Source organism: Streptomyces sp. KM273126 (assembly GCF_004337435.2).
Lineage (GTDB): Bacteria > Actinomycetota > Actinomycetes > Streptomycetales > Streptomycetaceae > Streptomyces > Streptomyces acidicola.
This window is the reverse complement of sequence record NZ_SJXB02000001.1, coordinates 6,170,843-6,186,453: the sequence shown is the minus strand read 5'-3', so window position 1 is coordinate 6,186,453 and position 15,611 is coordinate 6,170,843. Positions and strand designations below refer to the sequence as shown.

Here is a 15,611-nt window from a genome sequence, read left to right as displayed (position 1 = left end):
CATGAAGCGGTGAACTGCCGGTTTTCGTACAGGAGTTGAGTGAGCGTCGGACAGTGCCACGCCTCCGGCCGGGGAAGGTGGCGCCCCCTCGGGCGGGACGCCGACGACCGCGGTCGGCACGGCGACCGCGATCGCAGCGATCCGGGGCGCGCGGCACCCACACCCCCTTTTACGACCGTTCCGCGGTCCACCGACTTCCAGCACCCCGTCACGGAAGCGAACACCGCCGCCGACGGCGTACCTCACCGAGCTCCCCTTGAGTCCGCCCCCGCTTGCCATCACTCCGGTCACGACAGCCCCCCGAGTGCACCCCAAGTGCGCTTCGAATACACCCGACACGGTCTGTTGTCGATCAGTAGCGATCCGTTCACGACAGGGAGCGGAATCCTGGCTTCCGTGAATCTCCACATCGACTGCGCAACCAAGTCACGCCACGCGGTGAATCGGCACACCCTTCCAGTGCGTGCCGTGCCATTGAGGCGGGAGTGTCCTGTTCGTTTTCCGGGTGGCAACGAAGGGAACGCGACGATGCCGCGCACCCTGTGAAGAAGTGGAAACCGAGCCGTGCGCGGGACTGCACGGTTGGCCCCTGAGCGGGCCCAAGTCCTCTGGTGAGGGCCGTCGTTGATTGGAAGCGCGGAGCGCGACCGTGCTTTGATCCATCGCATCGCGGGGGTCGCCGCGGGTTCTCCGGGGAACCAGCGACCGACACCCGCGGCCGCGGCCGACCGTCTGTTCCAGAAGCCGTCTGTTCCAGGAGGGGGCCGCTCTCCCCCTTATGAATATCCATTACGAAGGGAAGTTCCAACATGAACTCCACCCCCCAGGTTGAGACCGTCGAGATCTCGGACGCCGACCTCGACAACGTCTCCGGCGGTCTGTCCGTGAACGCGGTCAACACCCTCACCGGCGCCGTTGACGGCATCGTCCCGCTGTCCGCCACCGTGGACACGGTTGTCGGCACCGTCGAGGGCGCGACCGGCCTGAGCACGGCCCCGGTCACCAACCTGGTCGCCGGTCTCTGATCGCACCTTGTTGCCGCTGAGCCCCGGAACCGTTATCCGGTTCCGGGGCTCTCGGTTGTCGTCACACCCGTCCGCCGCGGGGGCTTGGTACGTCCCGCTCCGTCGCGCGCGGACGCCGTACTCCTTTCCTAGCAGGTGAGGGAAGTCCCGTGCAGTTCCGCCAACAGGCCCTCGCCAAGCTGCAGTCGCCCGAGGAGCTCGATCTCCCGGTGCGCTTCGCTCGTCCCCAGGGCTGGCTGGTGCTGTCGGTGACGGTGGTCGTCATGGCCGCCGCGTCCGTATGGGCCGCGACCGGTTCGGTGGCCTCCACGGTCAGCGCGCCCGCCATTCTGACCCACGGGCAGGGCAGTTACGTTCTGCAGAGCCCTGTCGCCGGCCAGGTCACCGCCGTACTCGCCAAGCAGGGCCAGCGGCTCGACGCCAAAGCGCCCGTCCTCAAGGTCCGTACCGAGCAGGGCGAGACGGTCGTACGCACCGTCGCCCCGGGCCGGGTCACCACGCTCGCCGCACAGATCGGCCAGATCATCTCGACCGGCGCCAATGTCGCGGCCGTGGAGAAGGTCGCCAAGGCCGACGACCCGCTGTACGCGACCGTGTACGTGCCGGCCGAGAACGCCGCCACGATCCTCAAGGACGCGTCGGTGGACCTCACCGTGCAGTCCGTGCCCACACAGCAGTACGGCGTGCTGCGCGGCCATGTGAAGTCCGTGGACCGTACCCCCCAGACCCCGCAGTCGATCACCGCGTTCCTCGGCGACAGCCAGCTGGGCGAGCAGTTCACGAAAGAGGGTCGGCCGGTGGCCGTACTGGTGCGCCTGGACAGCAGGTCCGCCACCAAGTCCGGCTACGAGTGGTCCTCGCAGGACGGACCGCCGTTCAGGCTCACCTCCATGACCATGGCCACAGGTTCGATCCGCATGGCCGATCAGCGTCCGATCGATTGGCTGCTGCCGTGAGTTCGCCCAGCACGTCCCAGGAGACCGCACCACCGCCCGTACGGGGACGGCGGAAGGCCGCGCCGAAGCGCCCCGTGCCCAAACCGAAGCGGCGGCAGAAGGGCGTCCGCACCCCGACCGTCCTCCAGATGGAGGCCGTGGAGTGCGGTGCCGCGTCCCTCGCCATGGTGCTCGGCCACTACGGGCGGCACATCCCGCTGGAGGAGCTGCGCATCGCGTGCGGCGTCTCCCGCGACGGCTCGCGTGCGAGCAACCTCCTCAAGGCCGCCCGGAGTTACGGGCTCACGGCCAAGGGCATGCAGATGGACCTGGCCGCGCTCGCCGAGGTCAAGGCGCCGGCCATCCTGTTCTGGGAGTTCAACCACTACGTCGTCTACGACGGCATGGGGCGCCGCTTCGGCCGCCGTGGCGTGCTCATCAACGACCCCGGCAAGGGCCGCCGGTTCGTGCCCCTGGAGGACTTCGACGCCAGTTTCACCGGGGTCGTCCTCGTCATGGAGCCCGGCGAGGACTTCGAGCGCGGCGGACGCAGGCCGGGCGTGCTGGGCGCCATGCCGGCCCGGCTGCGCGGCACCTCGGGCACCCTGCCCGCCGCCGTGCTGGCGAGCCTGCTGCTGGTGGCGGTCGGCGCGGCGGTGCCCGCGCTGAGCCGCACGTACATCGACATGTTCCTGATCGGCGGCCAGACCTCTCTGCTGGGTGTGCTGTTCGCGTCGATGGGCGCGTCGGTGGCGCTGACGGTGGTGCTGACCTGGCTCCAGCAGGCCAACCTGCTGCGCGGCCGCATCATCTCCTCGACCCTCTCCAGCGCCCGCTTCCTGCGCCATCTGCTGCGGCTGCCGGTCACGTTCTTCTCCCAGCGCAGCCCCGCCGACCTGGTGCAGCGGCTCCAGTCGAACGACGCGGTGGCGGAGACCCTGGCACGTGACCTCGCGGCGGCGGGTGTGGACGCGATCGTGGTCGTGCTCTACGCGGCCCTGCTGTACACCTACGATCCGCAGCTCACCTTCGTCGGCATCGGCGTGGCCCTGCTCAACGTGGTCGCGATGCGGGTGGTCATAAAACTGCGCGCGACCCGTACGGCGAAGCTGCGCGCCGACAGCGCCCGGCTCACCAACACGTCCTACACCGGCCTGCAGTTGATCGAGACGATGAAGGCGACCGGCGGCGAGGACGGCTACTTCCGCAAGTGGGCCGGGCAGCACGCCACCACCCTGGAGGAGCAGCAGCGCCTCGGGGTGCCGAGCGCCTGGCTGGGCGTGGTCGCGCCGACGCTGGCCACCCTGAACAGCGCGCTGATCCTGTGGATCGGCGGCATGCGGGCGATCGAGGGCCATATCTCGGTCGGTCTGCTGGTCGCGTTCCAGGCGCTGGTGACCCGCTTCACCGCGCCGATCACCCGGCTGAACGGCGTCGCGGGCCGTATCCAGGACTTCGCTGCCGACGTGGCCCGGCTGAAGGACGTCGAGAACTTCCAGGCCGACCCGCTGTACGCCCGCCGCGAGGGGGCCGAGTCCACGCGCCGACTGCACGGGCACGTCGAGCTGCAGAACATCACGTTCGGCTACAGCCCGCTGGACAAGCCGCTGCTGTCCGGCTTCGACCTGACGGTGGGACCGGGGCAGCAGGTGGCGCTGGTCGGCGGCTCGGGCAGCGGCAAGTCCACCGTGTCCCGGCTGATCTCGGGCCTCTACACACCGTGGGAGGGCGTGATCCGCATCGACGGCCAGCGCTTGGACGACATCCCGCGCGGCGCGCTGGCCGCCTCGGTGTCCTTCGTCGACCAGGACGTGTTCCTCTTCGAGGGCACGGTCCGCGACAACGTGGCGCTGTGGGACCCGTCGGTGCCGGACGACGCGGTCGTGGCGGCGCTTGAGGACGCGGCGCTGTACGACGTGGTGACGCGCCGGCCTGGCGGCATCCACAGCCGGGTCGAGCAGGACGGACGGAACTTCTCCGGCGGGCAGCGCCAGCGGCTGGAGATCGCCCGCGCGCTGGTGCGCAGGCCCAGCATCCTGGTCCTGGACGAGGTGACGAGCGCCCTGGACGCGGAGACCGAGCTCATCGTGATGGACAACCTGCGCAAGCGCGGCTGTGCCTGTGTGGTGATCGCGCACCGGCTCAGCACGGTCCGCGACAGCGACGAGATCGTCGTGCTCCAGCACGGCACGATCGTGGAACGCGGCCGGCACGAGGAGCTCGTGGCGCGCGGCGGTGCGTACGCCCAGCTGGTCAAGGAGCGGTGAGATGACGACCGTTCACGAAGGACACGAAGGAGACCTCGTCCTCGGTGCGCTCGGCGCCATGGGCACGCCGATGGACTGCACCGGTCACAGCCGCCTCGACCTGGAAGGTCCGCAGGTCCTGTGGCTGGTGGCGTCGGGCGCGCTCGACCTGTTCGCGGTCGACGCCGTGCAGCAGGGCCACTGGCACCACCTGGGCCGCCTGGAGGCGGGCTCGCTGCTGCTCGGCCCGGTGGCGGGACCCCAGCACACCCTGGTGGCACGCCCGCTCAGGGACTGCGTGGTGCGCCGCATCGGACTGCGCGAGCTCTACCAGCAGGCCGACACCGCGAGCTGGTCGTACGACGAGTACGGCAACCCGCAGTACGTGCCGCCCACGACGAGCCCGCTGGAGTACGCCCTCGCCCTCGGCGTCGGCCGGGGCCTGTCGATCCTCTTCCAGGCGCCGATGGCCACCGAGAACGCCGCCGCGCTCACCGACGACGACGTCTTCTGGATGCAGGTGCCGCCGGGCAGCGTGCAGTACGGCTCCCTGTACGGGGCGGAGGCGGCGGCCGATCTGCTGATGGACCCCGGGGTCTGGCAGGGCATGGTCGACCAGCAGTACCGGCTGCTGGCCACCCTTGACCGGTGGATCGAGCAGCTGGAGCGCACCCACGAGGACCGTACGGCCGCCGGGATCAAGGCGGGCGAGGCCGTGCGCGCCCAGGCCGACCGGACGCTGCTGGCCTCGATGGGCAAGCCGTCGGCGCGGCGCACCACCTCCGCCGACGCCGACGCCACGTACGCGGCCTGCGAACTCGCCGCCCGCGCGGCGGGGATCAGCCTCTCCGAGCCCGCGCAGAGCGGCACGGAGAGCGACCGCATCGACCCCGTGGAACGCATCGCGATCGCCTCCCGCGTCCGCACCCGTGCCGTACGCCTCACCGGCCGCTGGTGGCGGGAGAACGTCGGCCCGCTGGTGGGGCACCGGGCCCTGTCGGGCGCACCGGTCGCGCTGCTGTGGCGGCGCGGCGGATACGTGGCCGTGCAGCCCTCCTCCGGACGCGAGACACCGATCGAGAAGGCGAACGCGGCGGAGTTCGAGCCCCGTGCGGTGATGTTCTACCGACCGCTGCCCGAACGGACGCTGAGCCCTCTCCGCCTCGTGCGCTTCAGCCTCCAGGGCACGCGCGGCGACCTCGGCAACCTGGCGGTCAGCGGGCTGGTGACGGTCGCGCTGGGCGCGCTGGTGCCGATCGCGACGGGCAAGGTGCTCGGTGAGTATGTGCCGAAGGCGCAGGAGAACCTGATCGTCCAGGTCTGCCTGGCCATCATCATCGCGAGCGTGGTGTCGGCGGCGTTCATGCTGCTGCAGAACCTCACGATCCTGCGGCTGGAGGGAAGGATCGAGGCGACGCTGCAACCGGCCGTCTGGGACCGGCTGCTGCGCCTGCCGACGAAGTTCTTCGCCTCCCGCTCCACGGGCGAACTCGCCAGCGCCGCCATGGGCATCAGCTCGATCCGCCGGCTGCTGGCGGGCGTCGGCCCGGTGATCGCCCAGTCGGTCACGGTCGGCGCGATGAACCTGGGGCTGCTGCTCTGGTACAGCGTGCCCATGGCGATGGCCGCGATCGGCATGCTCGTCGTCATCGCCGCCGTGTTCCTCGCGCTGGGCCTGTGGCAGGTGCGCTGGCAGCGCCGCCTGGTGGTACTGAACAACAAGCTCAACAACCAGGCGTTCCAGACCCTGCGCGGACTGCCGAAACTGCGGGTCGCGGCGGCCGAGAACTACGCGTACGCGGCCTGGGCGGGCGAGTTCGCACGCGGCCGGGAGCTCCAGCAGCGGGTGGGCCGCATCAAGAACCTCACCACGGTGCTCGGCGCGGTCTACCTGCCGCTGTGCACGCTGGTGATGTTCATGCTGCTGGCCGGACCGGCCCGCGGCTCGATGTCGGCCGGCGCGTTCCTCACCTTCAACACCTCGGTGACCATGCTGCTGACCTCGGTCACACAGCTCACCGGAGCGTTCGTGTCGGCGGTGTCCGCGCTGCCGCTGTTCGAGGAGATCAAGCCGGTACTGGAGGCCACGCCCGAGGTGCGCACGGCGAGCACCCGGCCGGGTGTGCTGTCCGGCGCAATGGAGGCCCGGAAGCTGTCGTTCCGGTACGCCGACGACGGTCCCCTCGTCCTCGACGACGTGTCCTTCAGGATCGAGCCGGGTGAGTTCGTGGCGATCGTCGGCCCGAGCGGCTGCGGCAAGTCCACACTGCTGCGGCTCCTCATCGGCTTCGACAAGCCCGTCTCGGGCAGCGTCCTGTACGACGGCCAGGACCTCGCCGCCCTCGACCAGTCTGCCGTACGCCGCCAGTGCGGTGTGGTCCTCCAGCACGCACAGCCGTTCACCGGCTCCATCCTGGACGTCATCTGCGGCACCGAGCCGTACACGCCCGAGGAGGCGATGGCGGCGGCCGAGATGGCGGGGCTCGCCGAGGACATCAAGCGCATGCCGATGGGCCTGCACACCATCGTCCAGGGCAGCGGCGCCGTCTCGGGCGGCCAGCGTCAGCGCCTGATGATCGCCCAGGCGCTGATCCGGCGCCCGCGCATCCTCTTCTTCGACGAGGCGACCAGCGCCCTCGACAACGAGACGCAGCGCAGGGTCATCGAGAGCACGCGCGCCCTCAACGCCACCCGGGTCGTCATCGCGCACCGTCTGTCCACGGTGATGGACGCGGACCGCGTCATCGTGATGGAGGACGGCAAGGTGGCCCAGCAGGGCCCGCCCGCGCAGCTGCTCGCGGACACGGGCGGGCGACTGCACGAACTGGTGCGGCGGCAGATGGCGTGAGGAGTCACTCCTGTCCGGGGATGGGGGCGCCGGAGGGTACCCCGGCGTCGACGTAGCCGCGGTAGATCTCCTGCCAGGGCGCGTTGAGACCGGCGTGCGGTCCCCCGAAATCCTCGCCGCGGGCCCATGCGTCCAAGGCGGCCAGGCACACCTCCCAGCCCGCGCCGTTGCGTGCCGCCGTGTCGGTGGCCACCAGGACGTTGGTGAGCGTGAACCGGGTGCGCTTGTCGTCCAGCGCCTCCAGGTCGAAGTGCAGTTCGTCCCCCTCCCAGCTGAAGGAGAGGTGCCGGGGCGGGTCGACGGCGAGCACCGTGCCCGTGGAGTCCTCCATGTTGGGGTCACCGCTGAAGGTGATCGTGCCGCCGACGCGCAGCTCGATCTCGGCGCGGCACGGGAACCAGTGGGTCAGCTCGTCGGCGTCGGTGACGAACTGCCACACGCGCTCGACAGGGTGGTCGTAGGTACGGCTGAAGCGGACCGCGGGGCGGCCGTCGTCGAGGATGAGGTAGGTGCCGGTGAGTTCGGCGGCCATGGTGGATCAGTCCTTCGGTGGGGGTCGTTCCTTGGCGTCGGTGTCGGTGCCGACGCCGGTACCGGTGCCGTCCGACGTCTGGTCGAGGCGCCGGCCGAGGGCGTCGAGGCGCTCGTTCCAGAGTCGGCGGTAGGGGGCCAGCCAGGCGTCGAGGTCGGCGATGGGGGCGGGGTCGAGCGCGTAGACGCGGCGCTGTGCTTCCTGGTCCACGTGCACGAGACCCGCCTCTCGCAGCACCTTGAGATGCTTCGAGGTACTCGGCTGACTGAGCCCGCACGCCTCCACGATCTCTCCGACGGGCCGCGGTCGCTCCAGCAGCAGGCCGATGATCCTGCGCCGGTGCGGGTCCGCCAGCGCGGTCCAGAAAGAGTCGTGGGGCATGGGTTCAATATGCCTCGGCGGTTATATTCCCGTCAAGGAATACATACGGGGCCTCGTCCGCCGGGCTGGGCGGGCGCCCGGGTGCGGGTTCGTTGCGGCTGGTCGCTCCCCCACTCTCGGCTGCGCTCGAGCGGGGGAACCCCCATCGCGGCGGAGCCGCACATCCAACACAGCCCCGCGCCCCTGGAAGCACGGGCCACGCGCCGCGAGCTCCGTACACATCGCCGCACCAAAGGCAACGCGTGCGACACCCGCCCCCACGCACCGGCAGCCGCGTACGGACGTAAGGGGGTGTGCCGGGAGGTGTCCGCCCGCAGCGGCCGGCGTCCGCCACCGAGAACCTCTCACCCCCACACACACCCGCCGGACCGAGGACGGAGACCTCCCGGCGCGCACCCGACCCACGACGAAACCGCGGGCGACGCGAACCCCCACGCGCCCGCAGTACCGATACGAACTGTCCGCGGCTCACCGCGCCGGCGTCGCGATCCGCAGCGGCACCGCGTCCCCCGACGCCGCGCCGCACCACGACATCTCCTCGCCGAACTGGACGATGTCCTCCCACCACGACGGCCCGTCCTCGATGTGCCGCAGCAACACCCCCTCCCGCAGCGCCCACGGACAGATCGTGACCACCTTCAGCCCGGTCAGCTTCATCGTGGTGTGGCCGATCACCGCCCCCGCCAGACTCTGCGTGGCCCGCGGCGCCGAGATCCCGGGCAACCGAGCCCGCTCGGCCGCGGGCAGCGCCGCCAGCCGCTCCAGCGACCTGCGCAGCTCCGTCCGGTGCAACCGCCGCTCCATGAACGGCCCGTGACGCCCGGGCGCGGCCCCGCACAGCCGTCCGAGCTGCTGGAAGGTACGCGAGGTCGCCACGGCGGTGCGCGGCCCCTCCCACCGGATCCGGGCGGCCACGTCCCGGAGCTCATGGCGGACCTTCCGCCGCAGCGCCTTCACACTCCGCGCCGACGGCGGGTCCTCCCCCTGGAAGAACTCGTGCGTCAGCCGAGCGGCCCCCAGCGGCAGTGAGGCCGCGAAGTCGGGCAACCGCCCCCGCCCGAAGGCCACTTCCAGCGAACCCCCGCCGATGTCGAGCATCGCCAGCGGACCCGACCTCCACCCCATCCACCGCCGCGCAGCGAGGAACGTGAGCTCCGCCTCCACCTCACCCGGGAGCGTGCACAGCCCTATCCCGGTCTCCCCACGAACGGCCCGCAGCACCTCCGAACGGTTCGGCGCACTGCGCACCACGGCCGTGGCGAACGCCAACGGTTCCGCCGCGCCCCACCGTTCGGCCGTCCGGCCCGCCGCCGCGACCGCCTCGCACAACTGCTGCACGGACTCGTCGGGGATACGGCCCCCGTGCGCCACGTGCTGGGAGAGCCGTAACCGCCACTTCGCGGTGTGCACCGGCAGCGGGACACCCCCCTCGGCATCCGCCACCACGAGCCGGACGGTGTTCGACCCCACATCCACCACGCTGATCCGCATGGCTGCGACGTACCCGAAAGTGGTCCCGGCACGCGTGCGGCGCGCACGAACATGCAGCACGAGAGTGCCTACGAGTCACGCACGCCCAGAGCACAGGACGCACGCCCCCGATCAGACGGCGCACATCTCCGATCCCCTCCGCCCCCGATCCATCTCCCCGGTCCCCCGATCCCCCGATCATCAAGCGCAATCCTTAATGCATATGATGCGCAGGTGCAGATAGAGAGCATCAATGGCCGGGGCCACAGCATCAGGGAAGCAGCCCCCGACGACCTCGACGGCGCCCGAGCGGTGATGCTCGACACCGTCTACCGGGACTTCGGCACCGGCTACGTGCCCCGGTGGCACGGCGACATCATCGACCTCCACGGCGCGTACGTCGCTCCCGCGCGCCACACCCTGCTGGTGGCCGTCGACGACCAGCACGAAGAGGTCGTGGCCACCGCCGCACTCGACTCACGGGGCCCGGCTCATCCCCCCAACCCCCGTCGATTGGCGGAGCGTTACCCGCCAGGCACCACCGCACAGCTGCGGCGCGTCTACGTGCGCCCCGACCACCGCAGACGCGGCCTGGCCCGTCGACTGGTGGCCGCGCTGCTGGACTTCGCGGCGGCGGACGGCGGTTACCGCTCCGTCTATCTGCACACCGACCCGGACGTGCCCGGCGCCGAGGCGTTCTGGCGGTCGCTGGGCGAGGTGGTGTGCGACGAACGGCAGGAGACCGGACAGCGGGTGGTGCACTTCGAGATCTCCTCCTTCCAGCCCGCCGTGGAGATCCCCGAAGGGGCCACCCGCGACCGGCGGACCGAGCCCCAGCCCTCCGCATGAGCACCATCCCCACGCCGACCCACCCCACGCCAACCACCCCATGAGGACCCACCCCATGAGGACCACGCGCCCCGTCCCCCGGCGCCGACTGCTCGTCGGCCTGCTGCTCACCCCCGTACTGACGACCGGCTGCTTCGCGTCCGGAGGCGAAGCAGCCGGAGAAGACGCCGCGGGCGGCTCCCGCCTCCGCGTCGCCCTCGCGTTCCCGCCCGCCGAGAACCTCTCCCCGTACGGCGCCGACGCCACCCTCCTCAGCCGCCTCGGCGTCACCGAGGGCCTCACCGAACTGGACGCCAACGGTTCGGCGGCCCCCGCGCTCGCCGCGTCGTGGACCCGGGAGAACGACCGGACCTGGCTGTTCACGCTGCGCGAGGCGACCTTCCAGGACGGCACCGCCGTCACCCCGGCCGCCGTCGCCGCCGCCCTCACCCACGCGACAGAGGCGAAGCCCGTACCGGCCGCGCTCGCCGGTGTCACCCTCAAGGCAGCCGAGGCCGACGGCGGTCGGGTGCGCATCACCACCGGGAACGCCGACCCCGCCCTGCCCCTGCGCCTGTCGAGCCCGGGCCTCGCGATCCTCTCGCCCAAGGCGTACGGCAGCGGCCAAAGCGGGGGCGGTGGCGACAAGGGCAGGAGGCCCGACCCCACCGGCACCGCCACCGGCCCCTTCGAGCTCACCAAGGTCTCCGGCACCACCGCAGCCACCCTCGACCGGTACGACGACTACTGGGGCGGCCGCGCCCAGGCCTCCGGCATCGACGCCAGGTTCATATCCGACGGCACGGCCCGCACGAACGCCCTGCGCACCGGCCAGGCCGACATCGCCGAGGCCGTCCCCGTCTCCCAGGCGGCCGCGCTGGACGAGGGCACCCGCCACGAGACGGCCACCACCCGCACCACGAGCCTCCACCTCAACACGAAGAAAGGTCCCTTCAAGGACCCGGCGCTCCGGGCCGCCGCCCGTGGGGCCGTCGACACGTCCGTGTTCGCGAAGGACGTGTACGAGGGGTACGCCGACCCGGGCGCCGGAGTGTTCGGACCCGCCGTCACCTGGGCCGCCGACAAGCGCGTCAAGCCGGCCGGGCGAGCCGGGGCCGCCGAGCCGGACGGCACATCGGTGACCGTGGCCACGTACAACAACCGGCCCGAACTGCCCGAGGTCGCCCAGGTGCTCGGGCAGCAGCTGGAGAAGGCCGGATTCAAGGTCAAGCTGGAGGTGCGCGAGTACTCGCGGCTCGAAAGCGACGCCCTGGCAGGGAAGTTCGACGCGTTCGTCGCCGCCCGCAACACCCTCCTCGACACCGGTGACCCGGTGTCCGTCCTCGCCAGTGACTACACCTGCGACGGCGGCTACAACCTCTCGCTGCTCTGCGACAAGGAGGTCGACGGGGCCGTAGCCGAGGCCGAGGGGCTGTCCGACAGCGCGAAGCGGCAGCAGGCGGTGATGGACGCGGAGGCCGCGATCCTCGGCACGGACGCCGTGGTTCCCCTGGTCCACCAGCAGATCATCACCGGGGTCCGCACCTCCGTGCAGGGAGTGGTCTTCGACCCGTACGAGCGCACGCTCATGGACACGGGGACGCGACGCTGAGCCGGATACTCTGGCGGGCCCTGCTCGCCGCCTCCCTCCTGTGCGCCATCGGCCTGCTGCCGTGGCTGTCGCGCACCGACCCGGCGCTCACCGTCCTCAAGGCCCGCTCGGCGGAACGCATCCCGGACCCCGAGGTGCTGGCCGCCGTACGGGAGCAGTTGGGCCTGGACGTAGACCCCTCGCACCTTCTGTGGCAGTGGCTCGCCGGGCTGGCGCGCGGTGACGCGGGACAGTCGTGGATCTCCGGGGACGAGGTGGGCCCCGCGGTCCTCCAGGCCCTCGGCGTCTCGCTCCTGCTGATGACCGTCGCGCTCGTCGTCGCGGCGGCCACGGCGGCGGCGATCACCGCGCGCACCCTGTGGCTCGGCTCGCGCCGCCGGCTCGACGAACGCGGGGGAGGCGGCGGCACGTCGGCGGTACTGGCCGCACTGCCCGAGTTCCTGACCGCGTCCGTACTGGCCGCCGTGGTCGGGGTGCACCTCGGCTGGCTGCCCGCCCTCGGCTGGTACGGGCCGCGCTGGACGCTGCTTCCCGCCATCGCTCTCGGTCTGCCCGCTGGTGCGTTGCTCGGCCGGATGCTCGACGACATGCTGCCCGGCGCCTTCGCCGAGCCCTGGGCGCTGGCCGCCGCGGCACGGGGCGTACCCGGCCGGTCCGTCGCCCGGCAGGCGCTGCGCCGCTGTGTGCCCGGACTCCTGCCGAACACCGGCCTGTTCGTCGTCGGTCTCACGGGGGGCGCGGTCGCCGTGGAGCAGATCTTCGACATCCCCGGACTCGGCCGCACCACCCTCCAGGCCGCGATCGCCCAGGACCTGCCCGTCCTCCAGGCCGGGACGCTCGCCCTGGTCCTGCTGGCCGCCGGAGCCGCAGCCCTCGCCCGGCTCACCGCTCGCATGCTCGTCGGCCCGGCCCTGCGCGACGGTGCCCTCCTGTCCCTGCACCGGCCCACGCGGCCCGTCCCGAGGGCGACCCCACTGCTGTACGGGGCCGTCCTGCTCGGTGTCATCGCGGTCGGCCTGGCGCGCGACCCGCTCGCCCTGGACACCGGTGCCCGGCTCCAACCCCCGTCCTGGGGCCACCCGTTCGGCACCGACGCGCTCGGCCGCGACGTCCTCGCCCGCATCGGGCACGGTGCGTTCGGCACGCTCACCCTCGCGTCGGCGATCAGCGCCGCCGCGCTGCTCACCGGCGTCGTGCTCGGCCTTCTGCCGCGGCTGTCCGGTCCGCTCGTGGACACCGTCAACGCCGTACCGCCCGTCCTCGTGGCCCTGTTGACAGCGGCGGTCGCCGGAAGCGGCGCCGCGACACCCGCCCTCGCGGTCGCCGCGGTCGCCTGGGCCCCGCTCGCCGCGCACACCACCGCCCTGCTGGAACAGGAGCGGGCCACCACACACGTGACGGCCACGAAGGGACTCGGCGCGGACCGGTGGTACCTGCTCCGCCACGAACTCCTGCCCGCCGTCCTCCCGCCGGTCACCCGGCACGCCCTGCTCCGCCTGCCCTCCGTGGCCCTCGCCCTCACGGCCCTCGGCTTCCTCGGCCTCGGCACCCAGCCGCCCGCCCCCGAGTGGGGCCTCCTCCTCGCCGAGAACCAGCCGTACGTCGAGCGCGCCCCCTGGGCGGTCCTCGCGCCCGCCGCGGTCCTCGCCCTCCTCGGTGTCCTGGCGGTCGAGATGGCACGTGGCGTACGACTGCCACGCCGGCGTGCCGTGACCGTACGACAGCCGAAGCCCGCCACGGCCGTCGGCCCCGGCGCCGGCGCCGGCGCCAGGGAGTCCGGATGACCGAGCGAACGACACGGGCGACGGGGCGCGGCCTGCACACCTGGAGGGGGCTCAGCCCCCTGCTGCGTCTGCTGATCCTCACCCAACTCGCCTTCAACATCGGCTTCTTCGCCGTGCTGCCCTTCCTGGCAGAGCACCTCGGCACCGCGATCGGCCTGGCGGGCTGGATGGTCGGCCTCGTCCTGGGGCTGCGCACCTTCAGCCAGCAGGGCCTGTTCGTGGTGGGCGGTGCGCTGGCCGACCGGTACGGCGTACGGCCCGTCGTCCTCGCGGGCTGTGTGCTGCGGATCGCCGGGTTCGTGTGGCTCGGGTACGCGGCGCAGTCCTGGGCGGTCATCGGCGCTGTCCTGCTGATCGGCTTCGCCGCGGCCCTCTTCTCCCCCGCCGTCGAGTCCGAGGTGGCCCGGCAGGCGGTGCTCCGGGAGGAGTCCGGCGGCGGCTCCCGTACGAACGTGCTGGCCCTGTTCACGGTGGCGGGACAGGCCGGAGCCTTCGTCGGCCCCCTCCTCGGCGCGGCTCTGCTGGCGGTGGACTTCCGTGCGGTGTGCCTCGCGGGCGCCGGAGTCTTCGTCCTCGTCCTGGCCGGGCACTTCCGGCTCCTGCCGCAGCACATACCCGGCCGGGTGCGTGTGCGGGGCAGGGCGCTTCTGATGGATCTCCGTGGAGGAAGGAGCGGCGTCCGGTGCGTGCGATCGGCGTGCGGTGTGGAGGGTCATGTGGCGGAGCCACCTGTCCCTTCGCGGCGTGCGGCGAGCATGCGTGCTGGACGCCGCGACGCCGCGGAGATCCATCAGAAGCGCTCTGGGGGCGGCCTGCGCTCGCTCAGCCGCAACGGCCGCTTTCTGGCGCTGTGCTGCGCGTACGGCGCCTATCTGCTCGCGTACAACCAGCTGTATCTGATCCTCCCCGACGAGGTGGAGCGCACGTCGGGCTCGCAGGCGCCGCTGGCGTGGCTGTTCGCGCTGTCGTCGCTGCTGGTGGTGACCACCCAGTTGCCGGTCACCCGCTGGACCGCGCACCGTCTCGACCTGCGCCGCTCGATGGGGGCGGGGCTGCTGCTGATCGCCGCCGGTTTCGGGGTGGTCGCTGCGGCGCGGCCCGCCGGGTGGACGGGGACCGTGGGCCTGCTGCCCGCCGCCGGCTTCGTCGTCCTGCTCACCCTCGGCCAGATGCTCGTCGCGCCCGCCGCCCGCGCCTGGGTGCCGGACCTGGCCGAGGAGGGACGCCTGGGCCTCTACACGGGCGCGATGTCGTCGGTGTCCGGGCTGATCGTCCTGGTGGGCAGCTCGGCCACGGGCTCCCTGCTCGACACCGAACTCCCGCCGGCCGTGCCGTGGCTCGTCCTCGCCGCGATCCCCGTCGCGTCCGTGGCACTCCTCCCTCGTCGCCGGTAATCCGCGCCGTTGTGGCTTGGGCGCCTGCGGTTTCGTCGTGGGTCGGGTGCGCGCCGGGAGGTCTCCGTCCTCGGTCCGGCGGGTCTGTGGGGTGTCGTATGTGCTCGGCGGCGGACGCCGGCCGCTGCGGGCGGACACCTCCCGGCACACCCCCTTACGTCCGTAGGCGGCTGCCTGTGCGTGGGGGCGGGTGCCGCCCACGTTGCCTTTGGTGCGGCGATGTGTACGGAGCTCGCGGTGCGTTGTGGCGGCGGGCGCGCCTGTGGCTTTCAGGGGCGCAGGGAACTGCGCGACCAGCCACAACGAACCCGCAGCCGCCTCCCGACAGAACCCGGCAGACGAAACGCCCCCTGGAATGCGCCATGAGCGGGGTGTCAACTTCCGCTGGATCAGGGCGCCTTGCGGCAGCACCTCCTTGCAAAAGTCAATACTTTGGCTCGAAGTTCACCTTGTCGAGTGAACTAGATCTTGCGGTCGGCGCGGCAGGGATGGTGCCGCCCCGGCCGGGGTAGCTACCGAGATCGAATGCGCCCTACCGTCCCGAGGTGGAGCCGAG

At 71.8% G+C, this 15,611-nt stretch carries 11 protein-coding genes; 8 read left to right on the top strand and 3 right to left on the bottom strand.

Annotated features, from left to right (window positions below; translation table 11 throughout):
* Positions 1–809: 809 nt before the first annotated feature.
* From E0500_RS26420 to E0500_RS26405, 4 genes are all read left to right on the top strand, one after another.
* Entirely contained in the window at positions 810–1,025 is a 216-nt protein-coding gene (locus tag E0500_RS26420; RefSeq protein WP_131557765.1) for a type A2 lantipeptide, read from the top strand.
* A gap of 149 nt (positions 1,026–1,174) precedes the next feature.
* Positions 1,175–1,981, top strand: a complete 807-nt coding sequence (locus tag E0500_RS26415) for an HlyD family efflux transporter periplasmic adaptor subunit (protein ID WP_131557767.1) — start codon at positions 1,175–1,177, stop codon at positions 1,979–1,981.
* Positions 1,966–4,227: an NHLP family bacteriocin export ABC transporter peptidase/permease/ATPase subunit gene (locus E0500_RS26410; RefSeq protein WP_181587141.1), complete on the top strand. Its 2,262-nt coding sequence runs from the start codon at positions 1,966–1,968 to the stop codon at positions 4,225–4,227. Before E0500_RS26415 ends, E0500_RS26410 begins: the two co-directional genes overlap by 16 nt.
* Before the next feature lies 1 nt (position 4,228).
* Positions 4,229–7,054 carry an NHLP bacteriocin export ABC transporter permease/ATPase subunit gene (locus E0500_RS26405; RefSeq protein ID WP_131557771.1) on the top strand — a complete coding sequence of 942 codons (2,826 nt, stop codon included), beginning with the start codon at positions 4,229–4,231 and terminating at the stop codon, positions 7,052–7,054.
* Positions 7,055–7,058: 4 nt separating this feature from the next.
* On the opposite strand, the gene E0500_RS26400 is transcribed toward E0500_RS26405, so the two are convergent.
* From E0500_RS26400 to E0500_RS26390, 3 genes are all read right to left on the bottom strand, one after another.
* Positions 7,059–7,586, bottom strand: a complete 528-nt coding sequence (locus tag E0500_RS26400; RefSeq protein ID WP_131557773.1) for an SRPBCC family protein — start codon at positions 7,584–7,586, stop codon at positions 7,059–7,061.
* A gap of 6 nt (positions 7,587–7,592) precedes the next feature.
* Positions 7,593–7,967: a helix-turn-helix transcriptional regulator gene (locus E0500_RS26395; RefSeq protein WP_131557775.1), complete on the bottom strand. Its 375-nt coding sequence runs from the start codon at positions 7,965–7,967 to the stop codon at positions 7,593–7,595.
* 468 nt (positions 7,968–8,435) lie between these two features.
* Positions 8,436–9,458 carry a Ppx/GppA family phosphatase gene (locus tag E0500_RS26390; protein ID WP_131557778.1) on the bottom strand — a complete coding sequence of 341 codons (1,023 nt, stop codon included), beginning with the start codon at positions 9,456–9,458 and terminating at the stop codon, positions 8,436–8,438.
* A 294-nt stretch (positions 9,459–9,752) separates the two neighbouring features.
* Here E0500_RS26390 and E0500_RS26385 point away from each other — a divergent pair, with 294 nt between their 5' ends.
* The 4 genes from E0500_RS26385 to E0500_RS26370 are packed head-to-tail and all read left to right on the top strand — an operon-like array spanning position 9,753 to position 15,055.
* Positions 9,753–10,286, top strand: coding sequence for a GNAT family N-acetyltransferase (locus E0500_RS26385; protein ID WP_131572364.1), 534 nt, complete (start codon positions 9,753–9,755; stop codon positions 10,284–10,286).
* A gap of 55 nt (positions 10,287–10,341) precedes the next feature.
* Positions 10,342–11,877 carry an ABC transporter substrate-binding protein gene (locus tag E0500_RS26380; RefSeq protein WP_181587140.1) on the top strand — a complete coding sequence of 512 codons (1,536 nt, stop codon included), beginning with the start codon at positions 10,342–10,344 and terminating at the stop codon, positions 11,875–11,877.
* On the top strand, positions 11,874–13,661 hold the full coding sequence (locus tag E0500_RS26375) for an ABC transporter permease subunit (protein WP_131572081.1): 1,788 nt from the start codon (positions 11,874–11,876) through the stop codon (positions 13,659–13,661). Before E0500_RS26380 ends, E0500_RS26375 begins: the two co-directional genes overlap by 4 nt.
* On the top strand, positions 13,658–15,055 hold the full coding sequence (locus tag E0500_RS26370) for an MFS transporter (protein ID WP_131572082.1): 1,398 nt from the start codon (positions 13,658–13,660) through the stop codon (positions 15,053–15,055). The genes E0500_RS26375 and E0500_RS26370 overlap by 4 nt, the downstream gene beginning before the upstream one ends.
* The last annotated feature ends 556 nt before the right edge of the window (positions 15,056–15,611 follow it).

Bases quoted from the DNA above. Each gene is read 5' to 3' on its own strand.
- E0500_RS26420 (WP_131557765.1), top strand. From the start codon at position 810: ATGAACTCCACCCCCCAGGTTGAGACCGTCGAGATCTCGGACGCCGAC.
- E0500_RS26405 (WP_131557771.1), top strand. From the start codon at position 4,229: ATGACGACCGTTCACGAAGGACACGAAGGAGACCTCGTCCTCGGTGCG.
- E0500_RS26400 (WP_131557773.1), bottom strand. From the start codon at position 7,586: ATGGCCGCCGAACTCACCGGCACCTACCTCATCCTCGACGACGGCCGC.
- E0500_RS26395 (WP_131557775.1), bottom strand. From the start codon at position 7,967: ATGCCCCACGACTCTTTCTGGACCGCGCTGGCGGACCCGCACCGGCGC.
- E0500_RS26390 (WP_131557778.1), bottom strand. From the start codon at position 9,458: ATGCGGATCAGCGTGGTGGATGTGGGGTCGAACACCGTCCGGCTCGTG.
- E0500_RS26385 (WP_131572364.1), top strand. From the start codon at position 9,753: ATGCTCGACACCGTCTACCGGGACTTCGGCACCGGCTACGTGCCCCGG.
- E0500_RS26380 (WP_181587140.1), top strand. From the start codon at position 10,342: ATGAGGACCACGCGCCCCGTCCCCCGGCGCCGACTGCTCGTCGGCCTG.
- E0500_RS26370 (WP_131572082.1), top strand. From the start codon at position 13,658: ATGACCGAGCGAACGACACGGGCGACGGGGCGCGGCCTGCACACCTGG.